Annotated in this window: 20 protein-coding genes, 1 pseudogene and 1 riboswitch; of the genes and pseudogenes, 3 read left to right on the top strand and 18 right to left on the bottom strand. The window is 56.1% G+C overall.

Going from position 1 to position 19,937, the window contains the following annotated elements:
* Positions 1-126: 126 nt before the first annotated feature.
* The 7 genes and pseudogenes from rhlE to EDC54_RS03955 all read right to left on the bottom strand — a co-directional run bounded on the left by rhlE (position 127) and on the right by EDC54_RS03955 (position 8,536).
* Entirely contained in the window at positions 127-1,512 is a 1,386-nt protein-coding gene (gene rhlE / locus EDC54_RS03985) for an ATP-dependent RNA helicase RhlE (RefSeq protein WP_132453406.1), read from the bottom strand.
* 240 nt (positions 1,513-1,752) lie between these two features.
* Positions 1,753-2,559: an IucA/IucC family C-terminal-domain containing protein gene (locus tag EDC54_RS03980; protein ID WP_132453404.1), complete on the bottom strand. Its 807-nt coding sequence runs from the start codon at positions 2,557-2,559 to the stop codon at positions 1,753-1,755.
* Complete coding sequence (locus tag EDC54_RS03975; RefSeq protein ID WP_132453672.1) at positions 2,549-3,400, bottom strand: ABC transporter ATP-binding protein; 852 nt, start codon at positions 3,398-3,400, stop codon at positions 2,549-2,551. Before EDC54_RS03975 ends, EDC54_RS03980 begins: the two co-directional genes overlap by 11 nt.
* 12 nt (positions 3,401-3,412) lie before the next feature.
* Positions 3,413-4,444 carry a FecCD family ABC transporter permease gene (locus tag EDC54_RS03970; RefSeq protein WP_132453402.1) on the bottom strand — a complete coding sequence of 344 codons (1,032 nt, stop codon included), beginning with the start codon at positions 4,442-4,444 and terminating at the stop codon, positions 3,413-3,415.
* Positions 4,437-5,426 carry a FecCD family ABC transporter permease gene (locus EDC54_RS03965; protein ID WP_132453400.1) on the bottom strand — a complete coding sequence of 330 codons (990 nt, stop codon included), beginning with the start codon at positions 5,424-5,426 and terminating at the stop codon, positions 4,437-4,439. The genes EDC54_RS03970 and EDC54_RS03965 overlap by 8 nt, the downstream gene beginning before the upstream one ends.
* Positions 5,423-6,442 (bottom strand): ABC transporter substrate-binding protein, encoded by a 1,020-nt coding sequence (locus EDC54_RS03960; protein WP_132453398.1) that lies wholly within the window; start codon positions 6,440-6,442, stop codon positions 5,423-5,425. Before EDC54_RS03960 ends, EDC54_RS03965 begins: the two co-directional genes overlap by 4 nt.
* A pseudogene (locus tag EDC54_RS03955) lies at positions 6,432-8,536 on the bottom strand (TonB-dependent receptor). Before EDC54_RS03955 ends, EDC54_RS03960 begins: the two are co-directional and overlap by 11 nt.
* Positions 8,537-8,575: 39 nt before the next feature.
* Between EDC54_RS03955 and EDC54_RS03950 the strand changes: the two are divergent.
* Positions 8,576-8,785: a hypothetical protein gene (locus EDC54_RS03950; RefSeq protein WP_132453396.1), complete on the top strand. Its 210-nt coding sequence runs from the start codon at positions 8,576-8,578 to the stop codon at positions 8,783-8,785.
* A 67-nt stretch (positions 8,786-8,852) separates the two neighbouring features.
* Positions 8,853-8,990: a hypothetical protein gene (locus EDC54_RS17855; RefSeq protein ID WP_165904259.1), complete on the top strand. Its 138-nt coding sequence runs from the start codon at positions 8,853-8,855 to the stop codon at positions 8,988-8,990.
* On the opposite strand, the gene EDC54_RS03945 is transcribed toward EDC54_RS17855, so the two are convergent.
* From EDC54_RS03945 to moaA, 6 genes are all read right to left on the bottom strand, one after another.
* Positions 8,987-9,694 carry a Bax inhibitor-1/YccA family protein gene (locus tag EDC54_RS03945; protein ID WP_132453394.1) on the bottom strand — a complete coding sequence of 236 codons (708 nt, stop codon included), beginning with the start codon at positions 9,692-9,694 and terminating at the stop codon, positions 8,987-8,989. The genes EDC54_RS17855 and EDC54_RS03945 overlap by 4 nt on opposite strands.
* A 112-nt stretch (positions 9,695-9,806) precedes the next feature.
* Positions 9,807-10,259, bottom strand: coding sequence for a molybdopterin synthase catalytic subunit MoaE (moaE, locus tag EDC54_RS03940; protein ID WP_132453392.1), 453 nt, complete (start codon positions 10,257-10,259; stop codon positions 9,807-9,809).
* Between the two features lie 2 nt (positions 10,260-10,261).
* Positions 10,262-10,507 carry a molybdopterin synthase sulfur carrier subunit gene (moaD, locus tag EDC54_RS03935; RefSeq protein WP_132453390.1) on the bottom strand — a complete coding sequence of 82 codons (246 nt, stop codon included), beginning with the start codon at positions 10,505-10,507 and terminating at the stop codon, positions 10,262-10,264.
* A complete protein-coding gene (moaC, locus tag EDC54_RS03930; RefSeq protein ID WP_132453388.1) occupies positions 10,504-10,998 on the bottom strand; it encodes a cyclic pyranopterin monophosphate synthase MoaC in 495 nt (164 codons plus the stop codon). The genes moaD and moaC overlap by 4 nt, the downstream gene beginning before the upstream one ends.
* Before the next feature lie 18 nt (positions 10,999-11,016).
* Positions 11,017-11,535: a molybdenum cofactor biosynthesis protein B gene (moaB, locus tag EDC54_RS03925; protein ID WP_132453386.1), complete on the bottom strand. Its 519-nt coding sequence runs from the start codon at positions 11,533-11,535 to the stop codon at positions 11,017-11,019.
* A gap of 34 nt (positions 11,536-11,569) precedes the next feature.
* The gene (moaA, locus tag EDC54_RS03920) at positions 11,570-12,559 is read right to left on the bottom strand and encodes a GTP 3',8-cyclase MoaA (protein ID WP_132453384.1); all 990 of its coding nucleotides are present in this window, start codon (positions 12,557-12,559) and stop codon (positions 11,570-11,572) included.
* Positions 12,547-12,695, bottom strand: a riboswitch (molybdenum cofactor riboswitch). Its footprint overlaps the gene before it by 13 nt.
* A gap of 285 nt (positions 12,696-12,980) precedes the next feature.
* On the opposite strand from moaA, the gene yvcK reads away from it, so the two are divergent.
* Entirely contained in the window at positions 12,981-13,913 is a 933-nt protein-coding gene (gene yvcK, locus EDC54_RS03915) for a uridine diphosphate-N-acetylglucosamine-binding protein YvcK (protein ID WP_132453382.1), read from the top strand.
* Here the strand turns inward: yvcK and EDC54_RS03910 are convergent.
* The 5 genes from EDC54_RS03910 to bioF form a co-directional block, all read right to left on the bottom strand.
* Entirely contained in the window at positions 13,889-14,320 is a 432-nt protein-coding gene (locus EDC54_RS03910; protein WP_132453380.1) for a VOC family protein, read from the bottom strand. The two genes, yvcK and EDC54_RS03910, sit on opposite strands and share 25 nt — an antisense overlap.
* Before the next feature lie 28 nt (positions 14,321-14,348).
* Positions 14,349-16,361 carry an excinuclease ABC subunit UvrB gene (gene uvrB / locus EDC54_RS03905; protein WP_132453378.1) on the bottom strand — a complete coding sequence of 671 codons (2,013 nt, stop codon included), beginning with the start codon at positions 16,359-16,361 and terminating at the stop codon, positions 14,349-14,351.
* A gap of 953 nt (positions 16,362-17,314) precedes the next feature.
* A complete protein-coding gene (gene bioD, locus EDC54_RS03900; protein WP_132453376.1) occupies positions 17,315-18,007 on the bottom strand; it encodes a dethiobiotin synthase in 693 nt (230 codons plus the stop codon).
* Complete coding sequence (gene bioC / locus EDC54_RS03895) at positions 18,000-18,761, bottom strand: malonyl-ACP O-methyltransferase BioC (protein WP_132453373.1); 762 nt, start codon at positions 18,759-18,761, stop codon at positions 18,000-18,002. Before bioC ends, bioD begins: the two co-directional genes overlap by 8 nt.
* Positions 18,742-19,899, bottom strand: a complete 1,158-nt coding sequence (gene bioF / locus EDC54_RS03890) for an 8-amino-7-oxononanoate synthase (RefSeq protein WP_132453371.1) — start codon at positions 19,897-19,899, stop codon at positions 18,742-18,744. The genes bioC and bioF overlap by 20 nt, the downstream gene beginning before the upstream one ends.
* Positions 19,900-19,937: the final 38 nt, after the last annotated feature.

The following is a 19,937-nucleotide window of genomic DNA, read 5'->3' as shown; positions in this document are numbered from 1 at the left end:
TCACCCAGGAAATTATCCTCATGCATTGAGACCAACCGCACAGCAATGTGCTCGTCCCGTTTTGTCATGCACGCACAAACACTGTCGGGACAAAACAGGGAGCCATTGGCTCCCTGTCTGTTTTACTTATCGATTTGGCTGACGTGGTGCACGACGCGGGGCGCTACTGCCGCTTTTTCCAGCGTGACCGCCGGTTTTGCGCGGGGCCTGATTACCGTCTGTCGTACGGCGCTCGCCCTGGCCTTGACGCCGTTCGCCGCGATCGGACTGACTGCGCGCGGCACCCGCCGGCGCGCGCGGTGCGGCGTTACGCCCGCCGCCACGATTGCCCTGACGGCCATTCACAATCGGCTCGGCCTTGATTGACGGATCCGGCTCATAGCCCGGAAGCGCGATACGCGGGATCTCACGCTTCAGCAGACGTTCGATATCACGCAGTAACTTGTGCTCATCGACACACACCAGAGAAATCGCCTCGCCGGTGGCTTCGGCACGGCCCGTGCGACCAATGCGGTGCACGTAGTCCTCCGGCACGTTCGGCAGCTCATAGTTCACGACGTGTGGCAACTGGTCGATATCCAGACCGCGCGCCGCGATGTCCGTCGCGACCAGCACGCGGATCGTGCCGTCTTTGAAATTGGCCAGCGCGCGGGTACGCGCCCCCTGACTCTTGTTCCCGTGGATAGCGGCGGCGGTGATGCCGTCTTTTTCCAACTGCTCAGCCAGGTGATTCGCACCGTGTTTCGTGCGGGTAAAGACCAGTACCTGCTGCCAGTTATTTTCGCCAATCAGCTGCGACAGCAGTTCGCGTTTGCGGCGTTTATCGACAAAATGTACGTGCTGCGTCACCAGCTCAGACGGTGTATTACGGCGCACAACCTCAACCGAGGCCGGGTTGGTCAGCAGTTTGTTCGCCAGCGCCTTGATCTCGTCAGAGAAGGTGGCGGAAAACAGCAGATTCTGGCGTTTGGCCGGCAGCTTCGCCAGTACACGACGGATATCGTGAATAAAGCCCATATCCAGCATCCGGTCCGCTTCATCCAGCACCAGAATTTCGATCTGTGATAAATCAACGGCATTTTGATGCTCCAGATCGAGCAGGCGCCCCGGCGTCGCTACCAGAATATCCACGCCGCCGCGCAGTTTCATCATCTGCGGGTTAATGCTCACGCCCCCGAAAACCACCAACGAGCGCAGGCGCAAATATTTGCTGTACGCCTTCACATTCTCATCAATCTGCGCGGCCAGCTCGCGGGTTGGCGTCAGGATCAGCGCCCGTACCGGGCGACGCCCTTTCCCTTTATTCTGCGCTTCACGACTGCCCAGCAACTGCAACAACGGCAGCGTAAAGCCGGCGGTTTTGCCCGTTCCTGTTTGCGCGCTGGCCATTAAATCGCGCCCTTCCAGCACAATAGGGATCGCCTGACGCTGAACGGGCGTCGGGTCACGATAGCCCTGTTCGTCAATCGCGCGCAGGATATCGGCACTCAGGCCGAGAGAATCAAATGACATAAAAAGAACAACTCCAGATCCGCTCTGACCGGACAACGGCCGGTGTAGTTTTCAGAGGGTCAATAAGACGGGTTTGGCGGGCCACTATTAACGTAACAACTCACGTAATAATTTACGTAAAAATGAACGTAAAACAACGACATACGCAACAACCACGATGAACGGGCACAACTACAGTGCATGACTGCCGATGATTGTAGCAGAGATTCTGGTGACTAAGGGATTTTTATCTGCATCAGCCTATTTTTTAGTGGGGCGCAATAAGGGGCAGTTTTGGCAGTATTCCTGCGGCTGTGAGGTCTTGTAATAAAAGCAGCAGGTGCGGCGAAAACGCACCTCGCGAAAGGTCAGCGAACATCCCGCCACGGGAACTGACGTTTTTGTACGAAAAAACGGCTTCAACGGGTTATCCTCACAGCCGAAACGTTCGCCGGGCGCCGCCAGCAAGGCGTCAAAGTCCTGTTGTACCTGCTGCGCCAACATCATCCCCGGCGCACACACTGCCGCCGGATCGTCCCATTCAATGCGCCGTTCGTATAATGAAAACACCCGCACCGCGACATTTTCCCACAGCATGCGCAGCGGCGCGCCCGACACCGCTGACAGCGAATGCAGGACTGGCGACAGGTGTTGCGCAAACAGCATATCGAACAGGCTATCACGCCATGCGTCGCGCATCCCCCATTCCGGCTGGGACACCGTCAGATCGTAAAGCGGCATGGTGGATGTCCACTGTCGGTCATGTCCAAATTCCAGCACGCAGTTATCCAACGTCATGTTCAGCCTCTTGTTATACACCGACATGGCGTACAGGCTGGCGGTAGTGGTCAAAAACCCGATCCGCTTCGCCAGCAGCGAGGCGGTAATCTTGAGCGAGGGCGATAGCAGCGGCGGCGTCAGCGCTTCCAGCAGTCGGCGGCAATCGTCGGGATCTAATATCCTACGGCTCGGACAACTCGTCTGCCCTTTGCACTGTGAGGCATCCGTTAATTGCAGCGTGCCGGAAAGCATCGCCCACTGCGGCGCCGTCAGGCGATTAGCCGACATCGACTGCCGTCTCCGCCGCGTCGCGTCCAAATGGAATGCACAGCGGCGTGCCGAAAAACGGATCGTCAATAATGCGGCAATTCAGGTTAAACACCGTTTTCACCGTCGCTTCCGTAAGAATATCGCGCGGGTTGCCCTGCGCAAATACGGTCCGATTATGCACGGCCACCATGTGATGCGCATAGCGACACGCCAGATTCAAGTCATGCAGCACCATGACGATGGTTTTTTGCTGCCGGAGATTCAATTCGCGGAGTAAATCCAGCACCTCCATCTGATGTGCCAGATCGAGGTAGGTCGTCGGCTCATCCAGTAAAACGATATCGGTATCCTGCGCCAGCGTCATCGCGATCCATACCCGCTGGCGCTGTCCTCCGGACAGCGAGTCCACCGCACGATCCTTTAATGCCTGCACGCCGGTACTGCACAACGCCTGAAGCACTTTTTCTTCATCCGTTTCCGACCACTGCTTTAGCCACGACTGGTGCGGGTAACGCCCCATCTTCACCAGTTGATAGACCGTCAGGCCTTCCGGCGCCGTCGGCGTTTGCGGAAGTATCGCCAGCGATTTCGCCACCTCAACGGTGGATTGCCGATGGATATCCGCCCCGTTGACAATAATCGTCCCGCCTGTCGGTTTCAGCAGACGGGCAAATGACTTCAATAACGTGCTCTTACCGCAGCCGTTGCTGCCCACCAGCACCGAAATTTTCCGGGCTGGCAGCGCGATATCCAGCGAATCAATCACGATCTGTTTTTCGTAACTCAACGTCAGCGACTGACCAGCAATGGCTTCGCCATTAGTTGGATATACGGGTGTTGGCAGCGCATTCTCTCGCATCATCTTGCAATCTCAGTCACGTTGCCGAAGCAATAAATAGATAAAAAAAGGTGTTCCGAGCACGGCGATAAAAATGCCGGCAGGCAGATCCAACGGTAAGAACGCCGTACGGCCAATCAAATCGGCCACCATCACCAATAATCCGCCCGTCAGCGCCGACACCAGCGCCAGACCGGGAAATGACCGGCTTGCCAGCTTTTTCGCGATATGCGGCGCCAGCAGGCCGACAAATGCCATCGCCCCCGCATAGGCAATCGCCGCGCCGGCCAGCGCGACGCTCAGCGTTAACAGTGCGAGTCGGATGCGCCCGACGGATTGCCCGACGCCGCAGGCGAGCGCATCATCCAGCTCATGCACGTTAACGTGTCGCGCCAACCCCACCAGAAACGGTGCGCCGAGCAACAACCAACCAGCCAGCTCAGACACGTGCTGCCACTGCGCGCCATAAATGCTGCCGGTCAGCCACACATAGGCCGTCAGCGTGGTGCCTATCGGGCTAAACACCAGCATCATGGTGACGGCCGCGCCCATGATGGCCGACAGCCCAACGCCAACCAGTACCAGTCGTAGCGGCGACGCGCCCTGTTTCCAGGCCAGCAGATAGATGGCGATCGCCGTCACCCACGCCCCACCCATTGCCGCCAACGGCAGCCAACGCTGACTTATCGCCGTCGCCAGAAACGAGAGGAAGAAAACCGCCGCCGCCGAGGCCCCGCTGGTCATCCCCAGAATATCCGGCGAAGCCAGCGGATTGCGCACAATGCTTTGCAGAATCAAGCCGGAAATCGCCAGCGCGCCGCCCACCAGCAGCGCCAGCAGCGCACGCGGCAAACGCAGGTCATTGACGATAAAATGCACGCTGCTATCCGCGTTTCCCAGCAGCGCCGACATCACCTGCACGGGAGACAGCACCACCTGCCCCAGCGACAGCGAGACGAACACCACGGCTAACAGCACCAGCAGAAGCGAGAGCGCTACTGCGGACGTGCGCAGATCAATCTGGCGTGAAATGCGCCCCATGCGCAGGGTATAGACCTTACCCATGCCGCATTCCCCTTCTCGCCAGATAAATAAAGAAAGGTGCGCCGAGCAGCGCAGTCATCGCACCGACCGGCACTTCCTGCGGCATAATCAGCAAACGCGAGACGACATCAGCCAGCAGCAACAGCGTGGCACCGAAAATCGCGCAGCCGGGCAACAACCAGCGGTGATCGGCAGACAGCGCGCGGCGCACCATATGCGGCACAATCAGCCCGACAAAACCGATATTTCCGGCGATGGCGACCGCGCCGCCCGCCAGACCAATCACACATAGCCCGGACAGCGCGCGCACCAGCGCGGTACGCTGCCCCAGCCCTTTAGCGATCTCATCGCCGGCCACCAGAATATTCAGGTGACGCGCCAGCAGCAGCGCGAGAAATAACGCGATAAAAAAATACGGTAGCAGCGGTAACAGCATTGACAGATTGCGCCCGGATACCGAACCGGCCAGCCAGAACAGCATGCTGTCCAATCCATCCTGATTGATCACCAGCAGCGCCTGTGTAAACGCATTAAACAGCGCGCTAATCGCGGCACCGGCCAGCACAATGCGTAAATGGCTGGTACGGGACTTGCCCAGCGTTCCCAGCGCGTATACCATGACGCCCGCAACGGCTGCCCCCAGATAGGCCGTCCACGCCAGCGCGATTTGCGAGGAAAAGGTCAACAGCGACGACAGCAGCACAATAGCAAACATGGCCCCGGCATTAATGCCAAATATCCCCGGCGAGGCCAGCGGATTACGCGTCAAGGCCTGCATCAGCGCCCCGGCAACGGCAAGGCTGGCGCCGACGACGATAGCCATCACCGTCCGCGACAGGCGGGTCGTCAGTACCAATATCTGATCGATCTGTTGCGGATTGTCATCGAACAGTGCGCTGAACACCGTGCCTAACGAAATTGTCGTCTGCCCTAACATCAGGCTGGCGATGATACTCAGCAGCAACAATGCGATGCCCGCTGCCGTCACGATGCTCTGTCTCATCGCGTAGCGTTCTCCTCAGCGCGATCGGGTTGCTTGCCCGCAGGCGCTGCCTCGCCGGCAAGCTGTTGTTCGATATCGTCCAGCATCTGATTCGCCCCCAACATACCGCCAGACAGGCTCCAGGCCACGTTATCCACCGGATAGACCTGGTGCTGCTGAGGCGCACGCAGCCGCCGCCAGAGCGGGTGCGCCTGCCAGTCGCGATAATTCTGCGCCACCGCTGGCTTGTCTGAACGCAGCAAAATAAAGAACAGATCGGCGTCCACCACCGGGATGCTCTCTTTACTTGTGAGCTTTTGCATTACCCCGACCCTGTCGCTTTCTGGTCGCGACCCGACAAACCCGATTTCCGACAGCACCGAACCGGCAAAGCTGGCGGGCAGATAGCGACGCAGATGATCTTCCCGGAATTCGAGAATGGAAACGCTAAGTGGCCAACGCTCGCCAAATCGGGTTTTCAGCCGATCGCGCAGCGAATCCACGCGTAGTTTCCAGTGGGATAACATCGCGCGCGCCTTATCTTCCCTGTTCAGCGCCACCCCCATCATTTGTACCGTTTCTTTAAATTCAGACACCTTGTCCAGCGCAATCGTCGGCGCGATCTGCGACAGCAGGCCGTAAATTTTTTCATGCCGGAAAGCGGAGGCCACGATGAGGTCGGGCTTAAGTAACGCAATGGTTTCCAGACTGGGCTGCGTTTCCAGCCCGACCAACGTCACGTCTTGCAAGGCGGGACGAAGGTAGCGATAAATGGGTTTCTCCGTCCACGATTCCACCACGCCAATCGGCTTGATTCCCAGCGCCACGGCAGAGTCGGTCGCCCCCTGAAACAGCGTCACGATACGTAACGGCGTCCCGTCCACGGTGGTCACGCCCAGCGCATGCCGAATCTGACGCGGTGATTCCGCCGCCTGCGCCAGCGTCACCAGCAGAAAAGACAACAACACGGCCAGCAGAGAGCGCTGCCGTGTTGCTGAATTGAGGACAGAATTTAATCGGTTAAGCTTAGAAATCAATCGAATAACCCAGCGTTACCGTGCGGCCACGCCCGGAGAAATAGCGCGTATCGTTAACAAGACCCGCCTGCGAATAGTAGGTGATGTACTGCTTATCCAGCAGATTCGCCACCGCGACGTTGAGGCGACCATACGGCAGCTTGTACCCCACCGCCGCATCCATCAGCAGGTAGCCATCAAACGCCATACCTGCATCGTCAAAGCTGCGGCTAAAGGCGTAGTTTGCCTGCACGAATGAACTCCATTGGTCATTCCAGTTCGCCGACCAACTGGCGATGACGCGATCCGGCGCGATATTCAGGCCATTGAGCTTTTTATCCACCTTGCCATCACCATTGCTGTCATACTTGCCTTCACTGTGCGCGTAGGAAGCATTAATTTTATGCTGCGGGTTAATCTGGTAACCTGCACTCACTTCCACACCACGAATCTGCGTGCGCTGGCGATCGGACACAAAGACATCGCCTTGTTGCCTGACGCGTTCGCCCAGCTTCGATTTCGACTCATAGTAGCTGGCTTCGAGATCGAAACGATCTTTCTTGAACCGGAATCCCGTCTCGACGTTATCCGTCACTATCGGTTTAAAGCCGTCAAAATTTTTCAGACTAACACCCGTACGGTTGATGGAACGCAGCGCACGGCCGACATCCGGCATGCCAAACCCTTCCGAGTAGTTGGCAAACAGGCTCAGCGACTCCGTCGCCGCATAGACAATACCGGCGTTATACAGCGTTTCATTAAATTTCGGGCTACCGCCTTGTACCGTCACGCTATTGTTGGATGCCAGCGTTTGATAGTCACCGACCTTGAGTTTGGCGATCTCATGACGTACACCCGCGTGCAGCGTGACGTTATCGAGCAGTCGATATTCGCCCTGAATAAACGGCGAATAGTTGATGTATTCCATCTCCGGCACGTAGGTACGTTTGGTCAGATAGAGATCCTGCTTGCCCTTATCGTACAGCGTATCGAAGCCCAGCGTGACTTTCAGCGTGTCATCCAGTAAGTCGTCTTTGGTCAGCGCCAGCTTGGTGCCGTACTTATTGGCAACCGAGCGGGACTGATCGTACAGCGTTCCGACTGGAGCAATGGCAGGATCTTGAAATGACGATGACTGTGTCGCCCCAAACAGCGCTTCATAGCGCTGGTTAAACACCAGTGCGGACAGCTTCATACCCGCAGATCGTGGTGTTCATAGGTTAATCCCGTCGTCCAGATACTGTTATTCGGCGCTTCGCCCGGCGGCGTGCCGCGTACCGATGTCGTCGGGATACCCCGATCGCGGATACCGTCTACGCTGAGGTAGTTATTTTCATTTTTAATGTGGTAGCGATTTACGCTCAGTTGGATTCGCTGATAGTTATCCAGCCAATAGCCAACCTTCGCCAGCAGATCGTAAGCCCGCGAATCCATGGTATCGCCCTGCGTGTTATCCACACCGACAGGCCGGTTGTTGCCGTCCAGATATAACCCCTGATTCTCATAGCCGATCGAGAACAGGTAATCGAGATAGTCCTCACGTCCGTCAACCCGATAGGTGGTTTTATAGCTGGCGGTTTCGCCGCGAATTTTCTCGGACGGGAGCGTGGTCTGCACGCTGACATGCTGATTAAACGAACCGTTTTCCGGTCGACGCGTGATGATATTAATCACTCCGCCCGTCGCGCCCATGCCATTGGTGGCATTAGCGCCGTGAATGACTTCGATACGCTCGACCATCGAGTAGTCCACCGTATGCATCTCACGCCCGGTAGGACGCAGCGGGTTTGATTGCGGAATGCCGTCAATCATCACCAAAGCGGCACGACCACGGAACGTTTCACCACTGCCGCTCATTTTCTGACGGCTGGGGGAGAACGAAGGCAGCAGGTTGCTCAGGATCTGCGACGAGTCGGACGTGACCTGCATCTGCTGCTCGATTTGTTCTTTGGTAATCACAGTGACCACCTGCGGCGCTTTTTGCTGCTGGATGTTCGAGCGTGAAGCGGTAATCACCATCTCATCATCGCTCCCCTCATCCTGTTTCGTCGTGTCATCCTGTGCATAGGCTGGCGCAATCAGCACGCATGGCATCAATGCGAATAAAGTACGCATCTGGTTCACTGTCTTTCCCCTTTGGTTAAGTATCCAGGCATGAATGAAGTCATCATCTTTAACGAGCGATTTGCTCTCGCCGCAGAGACAAAAAAACGCCAAACTGCTTCGCCTTACGCGAAACACTTTGGCGGTGATTACCAGTCAGGCACTGAACGCAGGGGTATGCCCCTCTACGCTTACACTGAATCAATGCCGACAGAACGTTATGTAATTGCTAATGACAATTATTATCATTCAATGAAGTGAATTACAATAGGTATCGCAGCCGCCGACAAGCCTGCCGTGGATACACAAGGGGAGGATGCGTGCTGATATGGCTACTGTTCGTCACGCTGACTATCCGCTCGGCGGCCTGCGCGATGTTCCGGCGAAATATCGTATAAGAAAGGGAAATAGCGGAGAGGAAGATGTCTGGCGCAACGCGTCGCGCCAGACAGGAAAGATAAATTAACGACGGTTACCGAAAATACGCAGCAGCATCAGGAACAGGTTGATGAAGTCGAGGTACAGGGTCAACGCGCCCACGATGGAATATTTACGGAAGCTCTCTTTGTCATCGACAGACAGTTGCTCGCCGATGTTCTTCAACTTCTGGGTGTCATACGCGGTCAAACCGACAAACACCACCACCCCGATATACGTCACCGCCCACATCAGCGCTTCACTTTTCAGCCACAGGTTCACCAGCGAGGCGAGCACAATCCCGATCAGCGCCATGAACAGCATGCTGCCAAAGCCGCTTAAGTCGCGTTTCGTGGTGTAGCCGTACAGACTCATGGCGCCGAACATCCCCGCGGTGATCACAAACGTGCTGGCGATGGACTCACCGGAGTAGATGATAAAAATGCTGGAAAGCGTCAGCCCCGTCAGCGCGGAATAGAGCATAAACAGCGTGGTGGCGACCGCGCCGCTCAGGCGATGAACCATGCCGGAAATGACAAACACCAGCCCCAGTTGCGCAATGATCAGACCGAAGAAGGTGATTTTGCTGGAGAAAACAAAATTCAGCACCGCTGGCGTATTCGCCGCATACCAGGAGACAAACGCCGTCAGCAGCAGACCGCAGGTCATCCAGCCATAAACTTGTGCCATATAGGTCTGGAGACCCGACTGCGAGCGTTCAACGATCGAATCCGAACGTGGATATCTGTCCATGATGTTACCTTTTACATAAAGTTATCTGATTAACGCGGCACAACCCGCTCGTTTAGAGGATCGAGACTGAAGATGCGCCCCCACTCACCTTCAATCCTAACACAGAAACCCACTACCAGCGCTGCGCGGCCTGTTTATCGCTGTCGCGTGATTCCACCCAGCGTTCCCCTTCCGGCGTCGCTTCGCGCTTCCAGAACGGCGCGCGGGTTTTCAGGTAGTCCATAATAAACTGGGCGGCATCAAACGCCGCGCTGCGGTGTGCGGCGCTGACGCCGACGAACACAATTTCATCCCCCGGATAGAGCGCGCCTACCCGATGAATTACGCTCACACGCGGCAGTTGCCAGCGTTCACGCGCCAGCGCCACAATTTCCTCCAGCGCCTTTTCCGTCATACCGGGGTAATATTCCAGCGTCAACGCGCTGACGTTTTTCGCCAGATTATGATTACGTACCTTACCGGTAAACGTGACGACCGCGCCATCTTCATCACACTGCGCCAGCCACTGGTATTCATCCCCGACATTGAAGTTTGCTTCGCCAACCCGAATGCGTGTTTCTGTCACGATCAGCCCCCCGTTACCGGCGGGAAAAACGCCACTTCATCGCCGTCCTGTAGCGGGTGCGACGGCTCAACCAGCGACTGATTTACCGCGGCCAGCAGCTTGCCGGGCTCCAGCGCCAGCGCCCAGCGCGCGCCGCGTTGGCACAACGCCTGCCGAACATCCTCCACGGTGGCGTAATCGGCGGGCAGCGACAGGCTGTCAGTCTCGACCAGTTCACGCACTTGGGCAAAAAACAGAACCGTAATCATGCGTCCTCCGCCGTAAAATCGCCGGATTTGCCGCCGCTTTTCGCCAGCAGACGCACCGGGCCAATCACCATATCTTTCTGCACGGCCTTGCACATGTCATAGATTGTCAGCGCCGCAACGGAAGCAGCCGTCAGCGCTTCCATCTCTACGCCGGTTTTTCCCGTCAGTCGACAGACGGATTCGATACGCACCCGGTTGTACGCTGGCTGAGCCTCCAGTTCGACAGCGACTTTACTCAGCAACAGCGGATGACAGAGCGGGATCAGCTCCCAGGTGCGTTTCGCAGCCTGAATGCCGGCAATGCGCGCCGTGGCGAACACGTCGCCTTTGTGGTGGCGGCCGTCGATAATCATAGCCAGGGTCTGCGGCGCCATCTCGACGAAGGCTTCCGCACGGGCCTCCCGCACGGTCTCCGCTTTTGCGGAAACATCCACCATGGTGGCCTCCCCTGCGGCGTTAAGGTGGGTCAATTGTGGCTTAGATGATGACATAATGAATCAGGCTCACCGTTAAGAGGATTTTTTCAAGTGTGGGTAGAAGTTGCACGGTTTCTGACGCGCATCGAGCTGTTGCTGAATAATGCGTTCCCATGCGGTTCGACAGGCGCGCGTCGACCCCGGCATCGCAAAAATCACCGTCTGATTCGCCAGACCGGCTAGCGCACGGGATTGCAGCGTCGCCGTGCCGATATCTTCATACGACACCATGCGGAACAGTTCGCCGAAACCTTCAATTTCGCGATCGAACAAGACGCTAATCGCTTCCGGCACGACGTCTCCCGCCGTAAAGCCCGTTCCGCCATTAATCAGAATGCCCTGCACCTCATCGCTGGCAATCCACGCCGAGACCGTTGCCCGAATCAGGTACAGGTTCTCTTTCACGATGGCGCTATCGACAATTCGGTGCCCTGCGGACTGCGCCGCTTCGCGCAGATAGTCGCCGGAGGTGTCATCTTCCGCCGTGCGACGCGAGGATACGGTAAGCACCGCAAGATTAAGTGGAATGAATTCGCTGCTGACGCTACTCATGTCAGGCTCCTTTAAGAATCAATGATGTCGCGGATTAACCGCCGATAAATGACAGATTTTGCGTGATGCCGCTGTTGCCTTCGTGCAGGAAATGCGTCTGCTTCTTCGCCGACAGTCCGCCGGAGATGCGCATCTTCAAATCCTCGATATGGCGATCGTCGGCCAGCAAATCGCGCAGAGGAATGCCCTGTTCGCCAAACAGGCACAGGTGCAGATTACCCACAGCGGAAACGCGCAGACGGTTGCAGCTCAGACAGAAATCTTTCTCGTAAGGCATAATCAGCCCGATTTCCCCCTGAAAGTCAGGGTGCCGGAATACCTGTGCCGGGCCGTCGCTGCGCGCGCGCTGTTGCGGCTGCCAGCCTTGTTGCAACAGCTGCTGGCGGATCACCGCGCCGGAAACGTGGTGACGGCGAAACAGCTCGCCCCCTTCCCCTGTTTCCATCAATTCAATAAAACGGAGCTGGATAGGACGGTGTTTAATCCAGTCGAGAAACGTGTGCAGGCTACCCGCATTCACGTCGCGCATCAGTACGGTGTTGACTTTGACTTTCTCAAACCCGCAGGCGAAGGCCGCGTCGATGCCCGCCATCACCTGCCGGAATTTATCCTGCCCGGTAATGGCATGAAACTGGCGCGCATCCAGACTATCGACGCTGACATTCAGCGCCGTCAGTCCGGCATCGCGCCAGTGCGCAACGTCACGCGCCAACCGGTAGCCATTGGTGGTTACCGCCAGCGTGCGAATCGCCGGGTTTTCACGGATCGTCGCGATGATGTCGACAAAATCACGCCGCAGGGAGGGTTCGCCGCCGGTGAGACGGACTTTTTCCGTGCCTAATTCAGCAAAAGCGCGGCTGACGCGACGGATCTCATCGAGCGATAAAAAGCGACGCGGATTAACGCCATTGGCCTGATAGCCGTCCGGCAGACAGTAGGTACAACGAAAATTGCAGACGTCGGTAATCGATAAACGCAGATAATAGAACTTGCGCGCAAACGCATCAGTCAGTTGACTCGCCATAAACACCTTTCCAAATACGGGAGATGCAGGCATTTCTACCTCGCACCCTGGTGGCCTCAAAGACCACGGCCAGGGCACCGTATCACACGCAAGAAGCGCATCACTTAGGCACCAAGGCTAGGAGTTTGATTCCTGCCGGTTGTTCTTTGGACAGCAGCAAAGAAACCGATCAAGAACCGTGCTTTCATTAACAGTTTACTGCGAAAAAGTGCAGTCAACCACTCTGAAAAACGCTATATAAATAAATACATATCGATTTTTCAATACCTTATGATGCGCAGCATACGGGAAAATAGGTAGCAGATATTGTTTCAGGTCATGCCTGCATGCGGATTTTTCGCCTTTTAGGGCAAAATCCGCTACCTTAGCGGCGATCGTCACAGGTTATTCCTCTTTCTCTGGCTCATTCATAAGGTTTTCTATGCGCAATCGCACGTTGGCCGATCTCGATAGGGTTGTCGCATTAGGCGGCGGGCACGGCTTGGGCCGTGTGATGTCTTCACTCTCTTCTCTGGGGTCACGGCTGACCGGCATTGTTACCACGACGGATAACGGCGGCTCCACCGGCCGCATTCGCCAATCTGAAGGCGGCATCGCCTGGGGCGATACCCGCAATTGCCTGAATCAACTGATTACGACGCCGAGCGTGGCGTCTGCGATGTTTGAATACCGCTTTAACGGTAACGGCGAACTTGCCGGGCACAATTTAGGGAATCTGATGCTAAAGGCGCTCGATCACCTGAGCGTGCGACCGCTGGAAGCGATCAACCTGATTCGCAACCTGCTCAAGGTCGAGGCTTTTTTAATTCCGATGTCCGAGCAGCCTGTCGATTTAATGGCGATTGATGAACTGGGCAATCCCGTTTATGGCGAAGTCGAGATCGACCAACTGGCGGCGTTACCGCAGGATTTGATGCTATATCCAAGCGTGCAGGCGACGCGCGAGGCGATTGATGCTATCGCAAAAGCCGACCTGATTTTGATTGGCCCCGGCAGTTTTCTGACCAGCCTGATGCCACTGTTACTGCTGGAGGATCTGACGCAGGCGCTGCGCCGTACGCCCGCGCCCATGGTCTACATCGGGAATCTCGGCGGTGAGCAAAGCAACCCTGCCGCTCGCCTGACGCTGGCGGAGAAACTGTCCTGGATTGAGCGCAAGGTGGGTAAATCCATGGTGGATGTCGCCATCGTCGGTCCGAAAGTCGATATCAGCGACATCGGTGACCGCTTGATCGTACAGCAGGCGCTGGCCGCAGAAGATGTCCCCCATCATCACGACCGGGCGTTGCTGCGTCAGGCCATCGAACGTGCGCTACAGCTGCTGGGCTCTCAGTCCCGCAGCCATGGCGTATGAGTCACGCCAAGCAGCATGCCTTCGGGACTCAGGAAGCGCGTGACCTGTTGTCCCCAAGGCTCAAGACGATTCTCCACCAACAGTTCGTAGCCTTGCGCTTTCAGCGTTCTGGTCGCTTCCGTCATGTCAGACACTTCGAATTCCAACCAACTTTGCGGTTCAGGACGATCCGCGGGCCAATCTTCCTGCCCAAAACAGGATTCACTGGCCTGTGACAGCGGCCACAGCGCAAAATGCTTCACGCCATCGATCGCATCTGTCACGAGATAGTCGTTATCTTGCGCAATCGGTTTCAGCGGTAATCTCAGCGTATCGACATAGAGCGCGTGGCTGGCAGACAGCGATTTCACAATCGGCCCGAACCCCGCCACAAATAACACATTCACCCCCGGAATAACGTGTTCCATTATTGAGCCTCAGTGAGCGTTAATAACGTTAGGATGCCGCGATAAATTGCGCGCGCAGCGCCTGTACCTCATCGCGCAGCGCGGCTGCCTCTTCAAATTCAAGATTCTGCGCGTGCGTCAACATCCTGCTTTCCAACTCGCGGATTTTCAGCTCCAGCGCCTTCGGCGTCATCAGCTCATAACGTGCCGACGGTTCCGCCGCTTTACGGCTGCCTCGCCCTTTCCCTTTATTGACGGGTTGCCCTAACTGCAAGATATCCGAAATTTTCTTATTGATCCCCTGCGGGATAATGCCGTGTTTCGCGTTGTAGGCTTCCTGTTTCTCTCGACGACGCTCCGTTTCACCGATCGCTTTCGCCATCGACGGGGTAATTTTGTCGCCGTAGAGAATGGCTTTGCCACTCAGGTTACGCGCCGCGCGTCCAATGGTCTGGATCAGCGAACGTTCGGAGCGCAGGAAGCCTTCTTTATCGGCATCCAGAATCGCCACCAGCGACACCTCAGGCATATCCAACCCTTCGCGCAACAGGTTGATACCCACCAGCACATCAAATTCACCCAGACGTAAATCACGGATGATCTCCACACGTTCAACGGTATCAATATCGGAATGCAGGTAGCGTACCCGCTCGCCGTGCTCTTCCAGATACTCCGTTAAATCTTCCGCCATCCGTTTGGTCAGCGTCGTCACCAGCACACGTTCGTTAATCTCGACGCGCTTACGTATTTCGGAAAGCAGATCGTCCACCTGCGTCGCCACGGGCCGCACTTCCACAATCGGATCGAGCAGCCCGGTTGGGCGCACCACCTGATCGATGACTTCACCGCCTGATTTTTCCAGCTCGTAGTGACCGGGCGTCGCAGACACGTAGATCGTCTGCGGCGCCAGCGCTTCAAATTCTTCAAACTTCATTGGCCGGTTATCCAGTGCCGAAGGCAGCCGGAAACCGTATTCAACCAGCGTTTCTTTACGCGCACGGTCGCCACGATACATACCGCCAATCTGCGGCACCGTCACGTGGGATTCATCAATGACCAGCAGCCCATCGGCAGGCAGATAATCAAACAGCGTCGGCGGCGGTTCGCCGGGGCCGCGACCGGAGAGATAACGAGAATAATTTTCGATGCCGGAGCAGTAACCCAGCTCATTCATCATCTCCAGATCGAACTGAGTACGCTGGCTCAGACGCTGTTCTTCCAGCAGTTTATTATTCGCCAGGAGCACCTTTCTGCGCTCGGCCAGCTCGACTTTTATCTCTTCCATCGCCTGTAAAATACGCTCGCGTGGCGTCACGTAGTGCGTCTTGGGGTAGATGGTGTAGCGCGGCACGGTCTGGATCACATGGCCGGTCAGCGGGTCAAACAGCGACAGCCTCTCCACTTCCTCATCAAACAGTTCCACGCGCAGCGCAATCTCATCGGATTCCGCCGGGAAGATATCGATCACCTCGCCGCGCACGCGGAATGTGCCGCGCTGAAAGGCCTGATCGTTACGGGCATACTGTAATTCAGTAAGACGCCGCAAAATCGCACGCTGGTCAATCAACATCCCCTGCGTCAGGTGCAGCATCATTTTCAGATATAAATCGGGATCGCCGAGACCATAGATAGCGGACACGGAGGCCACGACGATCACATCGCGCCGCTCCAGCAACGCTTTTGTCGCGGAAAGACGCATCTGTTCAATGTGTTCATTAACCGAGGCATCTTTTTCGATAAAGGTGTCTGAACTCGGCACGTAGGCTTCCGGCTGGTAATAATCGTAGTACGACACGAAGTACTCAACGGCGTTATTGGGAAAGAACGCCTTCATCTCGCTGTACAGCTGCGCCGCCAGCGTTTTATTGGGCGCCAGCATCATCGTGGGCCGATTCAGATCGGCGATCACATTGGCAATCGTGAATGTCTTACCCGAGCCGGTCACGCCAAGCAGCGTCTGATGTGCCAGACCGTCTTCCAGCCCTTCCTTTAAGCGACGAATAGCCTCAGGCTGGTCGCCTGCCGGTTTAAATTCGGAATGCAGTGTAAATACCTTACTCATCGTTAAGCACGCTACTTATCGTTATGACTCATCGCCAGAGACGATGTTCGTGGATTGATATTCGTGGATTCATGCCCGGAGACAGGCAAATGGCACCGGCTGACGACGCCAGCACGGACAACATTGCCGCTAATGACACGCATTCATGCCAACAAGATTAAGCATAAGCACTTTATTTTGACCGCCGGAAACGAAATTTGCCACTGTCATAATACTGGGGATAAAAACAGCATTGAAAGGAATTATCGCAGAAACGGATGATTAGCCAACAAATAAATCTGCTAGCACATTCAGGCGCAATCTACCAGACAAAATCAACATGGTTTATCCCCAGGATCAATAAACCTGGAGACTAAGGGGAAAACCTATGGCGTTAATTTATGCAACGACGCGCTGCACGTGCACGAGCGGCTTGATTTTACTTAACTATATGATAATAAATAGATTAGAAAAACGGTGGAGAATAGCGCCAACCTGGCGACAGACCGCGCCAGCTCTCGGCTAGCACACTTTTTCTATCCATAATACACACAGTTATCCACAGAAATAGTGGATAACTCCCACAACCCCGCATCAGCCCTGAGTTAGAGAAATGCCGGCTTCGTTCACGATCTCCCCTGACATGGGTTTTCTTCACACTCTTTCTGTGATTTATTGCATAAGTGTTAGACGGAAAAAGACTAAAAGCGGAAAGGGACGCTATCACGCCGATTCAGGTAAAACGGGGAATCAGAGAAGAATTCAAGAAGGTTTTAACTATCAATATTCATAAAATTTATTTTTTATCCGCATGAACGTTGGTCGGTCAAAAAATTCAGCCGATGGCGTTTAGGATAAAGCCAACGATTAGCGCCCGATTAACTCTGTCGCCATTACCCATTACAGGAGAAATTCCCCCCTTACCCTTTACATGATATTCATCCGCCAACAGAGAAAAACACCTCCCAACATTTTTAGCGATTTTGTTCATTTCTTAATCGTGTAATCATCATATACTGCCCCAAATCATGCTGGTTAGGATTTGATACATAAGGGATCTCGCCCAGCATCGGGGCGGGCAGGCGCTGTTGCAACGTTTGCAGATACGGCTGGTGCCATTTTCCCTTGGGCATGACATTGTTAGCGATCCAGCCACCAAACCGCAGGCCCGCATGCTGAATGGCATGCGCTGTTAACATCGCGTGATTGATGCAGCCCAATTTGATTCCGACCACCAAAATCACCGGAAGCTGTTCCAGAACCACCCAGTCAGCAAACGTGTCCTGCGGCGATAGCGGCGTAAACCATCCCCCCGCGCCTTCAACGAGTACCCAATCGGCCTGTGTTTCTAATGCGCGCAGGCCCGCGGATAAGGTTGACAGCAGAATAGGCCGCTGCTCTTCCGCGCTGATGATATGCGGTGCGGTTGGCGTCCTGAACGCCACCGGATTCACCGCCTGATAATCCAGTTGAACGCGGCTATTGGCCTGAAGCGCCAGCGCATCGCTGTTACGCAAACCGTCGACCATCATCTCGCAACCGGACGCCACAGGTTTATAGCCGGCGGTACGATACCCGACCTGGCCCGCCGCCTGAAGTAGCGCCATACTGGCAACCGTTTTTCCAACCTCGGTATCCGTGCCCGTCACAAACCAACGCTCAATCACGATTAATCACGCCATAGACCAGTTGATAGCTAAGCGGGTAGCCGCCCTGCTCGCGCGGATAGTGGGCGGATAACGCCGCCAAACGCGCCCGACTCAGCAAGCCGCGGGATCTTCCCTGATGCAGCCAGGTGGCGCCAATCCCCTTCAGGGATTTAAGCAGCGTCAATACCTCGGGAAAAACGCAGACCTCAGGTTCATGAACCAACTGGTGCTGATAGGGCTGACAGGCGACCTCGATAGCGGTGAGCGGAAGAAAACGATTCGTCCGCTGTGTGCCGTCCAACCGCCGCCATGCCTGCGCCAACTCGCTTAAGGAGCCTTCCGCCAGCGTCGTAAACGCAATCACGCCCCCCGGGCGCGTAACCCGGTACAACTCCGCCAGCGCACGCGGTAGCGAATCACACCACTGCACAGCCAGATTGCTATAGGTGATATCCACGCTGCCATCCGCCAGCGGTAGGTTTTCGATATCGCCTTCCTGATAATGGTCCGCAACCTGCTGCTGACGGGCATACCTCAGCATCTCCCCCGACAAATCCAGCGCTATCACCGTTTTTCCCTGCTGACGCCAATGACGGCTAAAGTGCCCGGTACCGCACCCAGCATCCAGCACCCGCGTACCGCAATGTGATGGCATCAGTGCCAGAAGGCGTTCTCCGCTAGTACGTTGCAGCTCGGCAAAGCGATCATAGCCTCCCGCCGCACGTCCAAACGCCTGCGCAATCGCCTGCTTGTTATGGTTTTTTGTCAGCATGATGTAATACCGTGAGTAAGCGGCTGATATCTTCCGGCTGGTGTTCCGCCGTCAGCGTAATTCGCAGGCGCGCACTACCGGGCGGTACCGTCGGCGGCCGCATCGCGCTCACCCATACGCCCAGCTCACGCAGATGGCGCATCAACGCCAGCACCAGCGCGTTCTCACCGACAATCAGCGGTTGAATGGCGCTCCGCGAATCCATCAGCCGATAAGACGATTGGGAGAAGCCCGCGCGAAACTGCGCAATGTTACGCCGTAACGCTTCACGTCGCGCGTCGCCCTGGCGGACACAGTTAAGCGACGCCCGCAGCGCACAAGCCTGTGCCGCTGGCATCGAGGTGCTGTAAATCAAATGACGAGCAAATTGCAGCAAGTATTCAGCCAACGGCTCGGCGCACAGTACCGCCGCACCGCTCACGCCAAACGCTTTGCCGAACGTAACGATCAGGATCTCAGGCTTAACACCCTGCTGCCAGCAGCTCCCGCGCCCTTCATCACCCAGTACGCCGATCCCGTGCGCATCGTCGACCATCAGCCAGGCATGATGCGCACGGCACTGTGCCTGCAACGCTGGCAGCGGCGCGGTATCGCCATCCATGCTGAATACGCCTTCGGTGACTACCAGCGTCTGGCCTTGCACCGGTTTTTCCAGCAGCATCTTCAGGCTATCTGCTCGATTATGCTGAAATCGCCGTAGTGTCGCGGGTGACTGTGCAGCCGCTTCCAGCAGCGACGCATGGCTGAACTTGTCCGCCAAAATACGATCGTCTGCCTGTGCCAGCGCGGCCACCACGGCCTGATTCGCGGCATAGCCGGAAATAAACAGCAGCGCGCGTGGATAACCCAGCCAGACGGCCAGTTGATGTTCCAGCTCGGCATGGGCTTCCGTATACCCCGTTACATGCCCGGAACCTCCGCTGCCCACGCCGTATTGCTCAGCGCCCCGCTGCCAGGCGCGCACCACCTCTGGATGGTGGCTCAGTCCCAGATAGTCGTTGCTTGAAAAATTCAGGTAGCGCCGTTCATTCTGCATCAGCCAGCGCCCGCTACCGCCCTGATTCGCCAGTCTCATACGGTAAGCATCAGCATGCTGACGCTGAACCAGCGCGGCCTCAATACGTTGTAGCCAACTCATGATAGACCGCGCCTTACCTGACGGTTACTAGACCGGCG

The sequence above is a fragment of the Samsonia erythrinae genome (assembly GCF_004342665.1).
Lineage (GTDB): Bacteria > Pseudomonadota > Gammaproteobacteria > Enterobacterales > Enterobacteriaceae > Samsonia > Samsonia erythrinae.
Note: the sequence above shows the minus strand (reverse complement) of the source record. Positions and strands in the feature narration are given on the sequence as shown.

What these genes read in the sequence shown, in the direction of transcription:
- EDC54_RS03970 (WP_132453402.1), bottom strand. Translation starts at nt 4,444, where the DNA reads ATGGGTAAGGTCTATACCCTGCGCATGGGGCGCATTTCACGCCAGATT.
- EDC54_RS03975 (WP_132453672.1), bottom strand. Translation starts at nt 3,400, where the DNA reads ATGCGAGAGAATGCGCTGCCAACACCCGTATATCCAACTAATGGCGAA.
- moaA (WP_132453384.1), bottom strand. Translation starts at nt 12,559, where the DNA reads ATGGCGAGTCAACTGACTGATGCGTTTGCGCGCAAGTTCTATTATCTG.
- EDC54_RS17855 (WP_165904259.1), top strand. Translation starts at nt 8,853, where the DNA reads ATGGCTACTGTTCGTCACGCTGACTATCCGCTCGGCGGCCTGCGCGAT.
- EDC54_RS03980 (WP_132453404.1), bottom strand. Translation starts at nt 2,559, where the DNA reads ATGTCGGCTAATCGCCTGACGGCGCCGCAGTGGGCGATGCTTTCCGGC.
- EDC54_RS03965 (WP_132453400.1), bottom strand. Translation starts at nt 5,426, where the DNA reads ATGAGACAGAGCATCGTGACGGCAGCGGGCATCGCATTGTTGCTGCTG.
- uvrB (WP_132453378.1), bottom strand. Translation starts at nt 16,361, where the DNA reads ATGAGTAAGGTATTTACACTGCATTCCGAATTTAAACCGGCAGGCGAC.
- bioF (WP_132453371.1), bottom strand. Translation starts at nt 19,899, where the DNA reads ATGAGTTGGCTACAACGTATTGAGGCCGCGCTGGTTCAGCGTCAGCAT.
- moaC (WP_132453388.1), bottom strand. Translation starts at nt 10,998, where the DNA reads ATGTCATCATCTAAGCCACAATTGACCCACCTTAACGCCGCAGGGGAG.
- EDC54_RS03945 (WP_132453394.1), bottom strand. Translation starts at nt 9,694, where the DNA reads ATGGACAGATATCCACGTTCGGATTCGATCGTTGAACGCTCGCAGTCG.
- EDC54_RS03950 (WP_132453396.1), top strand. Translation starts at nt 8,576, where the DNA reads ATGAATGAAGTCATCATCTTTAACGAGCGATTTGCTCTCGCCGCAGAG.
- yvcK (WP_132453382.1), top strand. Translation starts at nt 12,981, where the DNA reads ATGCGCAATCGCACGTTGGCCGATCTCGATAGGGTTGTCGCATTAGGC.
- bioC (WP_132453373.1), bottom strand. Translation starts at nt 18,761, where the DNA reads ATGCTGACAAAAAACCATAACAAGCAGGCGATTGCGCAGGCGTTTGGA.
- EDC54_RS03910 (WP_132453380.1), bottom strand. Translation starts at nt 14,320, where the DNA reads ATGGAACACGTTATTCCGGGGGTGAATGTGTTATTTGTGGCGGGGTTC.
- rhlE (WP_132453406.1), bottom strand. Translation starts at nt 1,512, where the DNA reads ATGTCATTTGATTCTCTCGGCCTGAGTGCCGATATCCTGCGCGCGATT.
- moaB (WP_132453386.1), bottom strand. Translation starts at nt 11,535, where the DNA reads ATGAGTAGCGTCAGCAGCGAATTCATTCCACTTAATCTTGCGGTGCTT.
- moaD (WP_132453390.1), bottom strand. Translation starts at nt 10,507, where the DNA reads ATGATTACGGTTCTGTTTTTTGCCCAAGTGCGTGAACTGGTCGAGACT.